The organism is Stenotrophomonas sp. P5_B8 (assembly GCF_054049855.1).
Window position 1 is genome coordinate 1 of record NZ_JBFULO010000413.1, and the last position, 3,327, is coordinate 3,327.

Consider the following 3,327-nt stretch of genomic DNA (forward strand, 5'->3'; position numbering starts at 1 on the left):
CAGCGTGCCCTCGGCATCGCGGCGCTGGATGCCGTAGTTCATGATCGACAGCCATATCTCACCGTTGGGCGCTTGGCGGATCAGATCGATGCGCTGGCGTACATCCGCACCACCGCCGATCTTCCATTCGCGCACCTGCCCGGTACGCGGCTGGAACAGGTTCRGGCGCCCGGCGCGACCGATCCACAGCGCGCCATCGGCACGCGGCAACACCGACCAGTTCGCCCCCACCCCGAGGACATTTTCATCGGCGATCTGGCGCAGCGTGCCGCGCTCGTCCAACCGGTAGATGCCGTGGGCGCCGGACACGTAGAAGTCGTTGCCCGCCGCCGCCACGCCGAGCAGATACACACTGTCCAGCGGCTTGCCGTCCAGCTGGTACCAGGTGGAGAAGCGCCGCCAGTCCGGCGGCAGGTAGGCCAGGCCCTGGGTGAGCATGGCCACCCACAGCCCGCCCTCGTGGTCCTGCAACATGTCCAGCACGCCGCTGCGCGCGGTCAGGAAGCCACTGCCGCCATCCCCGGCCAGCAGTCGCACGTCGCCCTGGTCGCCCCGGTAAAGGCCATCGGCGGTACCAAGCCAATAGCCGCCGTTGCGGTCGTGTACGACCGTGGCCGCGCGGACGTCGGCGCTCAGTGTCCACGGTGCCCTGCGTGCACTGCCATCGGCATCGATGCGGAACAGCCCGCCCTCGGTGCCGGCCCAGATCGTGCCGTCCGGCTCCCGGGTCAGGCGGAAGACGCTTTTGCCACCCAGCACCTCGGTGGCGATGCGGGTGAACCGCTGTCCATCCCAGCGCGCCACGCCACTGCCGGTGCCGACCCAGACCCGCCCCTGCGGATCGGCCAACAGGCTGTAGATGGTGTCGTCGGGAAGACGGGCCGGGTCGGCAGGATCGGCCCGGTAGCGCACCAAGGTGCCGTTTTCCTCGCGGCGGCAGATGCCGTGGCGGTTGGTGCCGATCCACAGCGACTTGCCCGCATAGGCCAGCGACCACACCTGCCCCTCGCAGCCCGCCTCGAGGTCGGGGAAGCGCTGAAAGCGCTCGCGACCGGGCGGCAACATGGACAGACCAACACCACTGATGCCCACCCATACACGGTCGAGCGGGTCCACCAGCAGCGTTTCGATCTCGTTGCCGGGGAGCGAGCCGGGGTCGGCCGGATCGTTGCGCCACACGCGCAGCCCGACGCCATCCACCCGTGCCAGGCCATCATTGGTGGCCGCCCAGACGTAACCTTGGCGATCCTGCGCCAGCGCCAGCACCATCCGCGATGGCATGCCTTCGGCGGCACCCAGCCGGCGCATGCGTGGCGTCTCTACCGAGGCTCCTGCCGATGTCACTGCGGCCCACGAGGCTGCCGGCAGCGTGCATAACGCCAGTACCAGCAACACGATGCCCGCGTACCCGCCACGCGTTCCCATCGCCATCCAGATCTCCTTGTAGCCGCAGATTGTCCCACAGCGCCTGCGGTGGCGCCCGGGCGGCGCTGCCGCACCACCTGCGCGTATCGCTGGAACAGCCTGTTGCCGCGCGGTGCGGGCCCGGCCCGCGCCACGATCTGTTGCAGCCATGGCACTGCTGGCACCGACGGGGCTATGCGTATGATCGACGCTGTCCTCCATGGAGCCCGGCCATGACCCTGCGCCTGACCCTTGCCCTGCTGCTGTGCACCGCTCCACTGGCGGCCCGGGCCGCCGCCGATACCTACCGGCTCGACCCGGTGCACACCCGCGTGCTGTTCGCGGTGGAGCACGCCGGCTTCTCGCATGCGCTGGGCACGGTGTCCGGCAGCGAAGGCGTGCTGGAATTCGATCCGCAGGACTGGCCCGCGGCCAGGCTGAGCGTCACGGTGCCAATCCAGCGCCTGGACCTGGGCGATGACAAGTGGAACAAGGCCACCGCCGCGCGCAACCTGCTCGACACCGGGCGCTTCCCGCAGGCGCGCTTTGTCTCGACCCGGGTTGAACCGATCGATGCTACCCATGCCAACGTCATCGGCGACCTGACCCTGCATGGGGTGACCCGCGAGGTGACCCTGGCAGTCACCCTCAATGCACTCAAACGCCACCCGCTGCCGCCATTCCGCCGTACCGCCGGTTTCTCGGCCACCGCTACGCTCAGCCGCAGCGCGTTCGGCGTTGCCGGCTGGCCGTCGATGATCGGCGACGAGGTGCAGCTGCGGATCGAAGCGGAAGCCGTTCGCGACAGCAGCGCCACCGATCCGCAGCCCGCACCGGCCACCCCCGTATCCCCACAGCCGGTCGAGGAGACCACGCCATGACCGCCAAGAACACCGCCACCCGCTGGGGCGGCGTCAGCCAGACCCTGCACTGGTTGATCGCCCTGCTGATCCTTGCCCTGGGCATCGTCGGGCTGACCATGGGCGAATTCCCCAAGACCCCGAAGTACTTCTGGATCTACACGATGCACAAGTCGATCGGGATCACCGTGCTGGCCCTGGTGGTCGCGCGGCTGGGCTGGCGCCTGTACGCCGGCGCGCCCGATCCGGTGGCGGGCACGCCGACCTGGCAGGAACGCATTGCCTCGGCCACGCACACGCTGCTGTATGTGCTGATGTTCGCCATCCCGCTGTCGGGCTGGCTGTACGACTCGGCCAGCGGGCTGCGTCCATTCCGCTGGTTCGGGCTGGTCGAGGTACCCAAGCTGAGCGGGCCGGACGAGCGCGTCACGCAGGTCTCCCACGCCATCCACGAGTGGGGTTTCTGGCTGCTGATCGCGGTGGTGCTGGCCCACGCCGGCGCCGCGCTTTACCACCATTTTTACCAACGCGATGCCACCCTTGCGCGCATGCTCCCGCAGCGCTGGCTTGCCTCCCCCCAGAAGGATTGACCATGAACATCAAGCTCAACTCCCCCGCCGCGGTCGCCGCCGCCCTCGCCGGCCTGCTCGCCACCGCACCGGTGCTGGCCGCCGACTACGTGCAGGCCCCCGGCTCGGTGCTCGCGTTTGCGACCAAGTACGACGGTGAGGTCTTTACCGGCACCTTCCCGGGCTTCGACACCACGCTCAGCTTCGACCCCGCCAAGCTGGACGGTTCCAGGCTGGAAGTGACCATTCCGCTGGCCGGCGCCAAGAGCGGCAACAGCGACCGGGATTCGACCCTGCAGGGCGCGGACTTCTTCAACGTCGGCAAGTTCGCCCAGGCCAAATACAGCGCCAGCAAATTCCGTTCACTGGGCAACAACCAGTACGCCGCCGACGGCACCCTGGAACTGCGCGGGGTCAGCAAGCCGGTCACCCTGACCTTTACCTGGACCCCGGGCGCGCAGCCGGTGCTCAGCGGCAAGGCCACGGTCAAGCGC

The 3,327-nt window shown here is 68.8% G+C and carries 4 protein-coding genes; 3 read left to right on the top strand and 1 reads right to left on the bottom strand.

What is annotated here, in order from left to right:
• Positions 1–1,425, bottom strand: a 1,425-nt coding sequence (locus tag ACXJKH_RS17285) for a ligand-binding sensor domain-containing protein (protein ID WP_457321169.1), incomplete at its 3' end; no start/stop codon positions are given.
• A 212-nt stretch (positions 1,426–1,637) separates the two neighbouring features.
• Between ACXJKH_RS17285 and ACXJKH_RS17290 the strand changes: the two genes are divergently transcribed.
• The 3 genes from ACXJKH_RS17290 to ACXJKH_RS17300 form a co-directional block, all read left to right on the top strand.
• Positions 1,638–2,285, top strand: a complete 648-nt coding sequence (locus ACXJKH_RS17290; RefSeq protein ID WP_256775807.1) for a YceI family protein — start codon at positions 1,638–1,640, stop codon at positions 2,283–2,285.
• Positions 2,282–2,854, top strand: a complete 573-nt coding sequence (locus ACXJKH_RS17295) for a cytochrome b (protein ID WP_457321165.1) — start codon at positions 2,282–2,284, stop codon at positions 2,852–2,854. The genes ACXJKH_RS17290 and ACXJKH_RS17295 overlap by 4 nt, the downstream gene beginning before the upstream one ends.
• A gap of 2 nt (positions 2,855–2,856) precedes the next feature.
• Positions 2,857–3,327: YceI family protein (locus tag ACXJKH_RS17300; protein ID WP_457321167.1), on the top strand; the 471-nt coding region annotated here is incomplete at its 3' end.

Excerpts from the sequence above, each read along its gene's own strand:
- ACXJKH_RS17295 (WP_457321165.1), top strand. The coding sequence starts at position 2,282 with ATGACCGCCAAGAACACCGCCACCCGCTGGGGCGGCGTCAGCCAGACC.
- ACXJKH_RS17290 (WP_256775807.1), top strand. The coding sequence starts at position 1,638 with ATGACCCTGCGCCTGACCCTTGCCCTGCTGCTGTGCACCGCTCCACTG.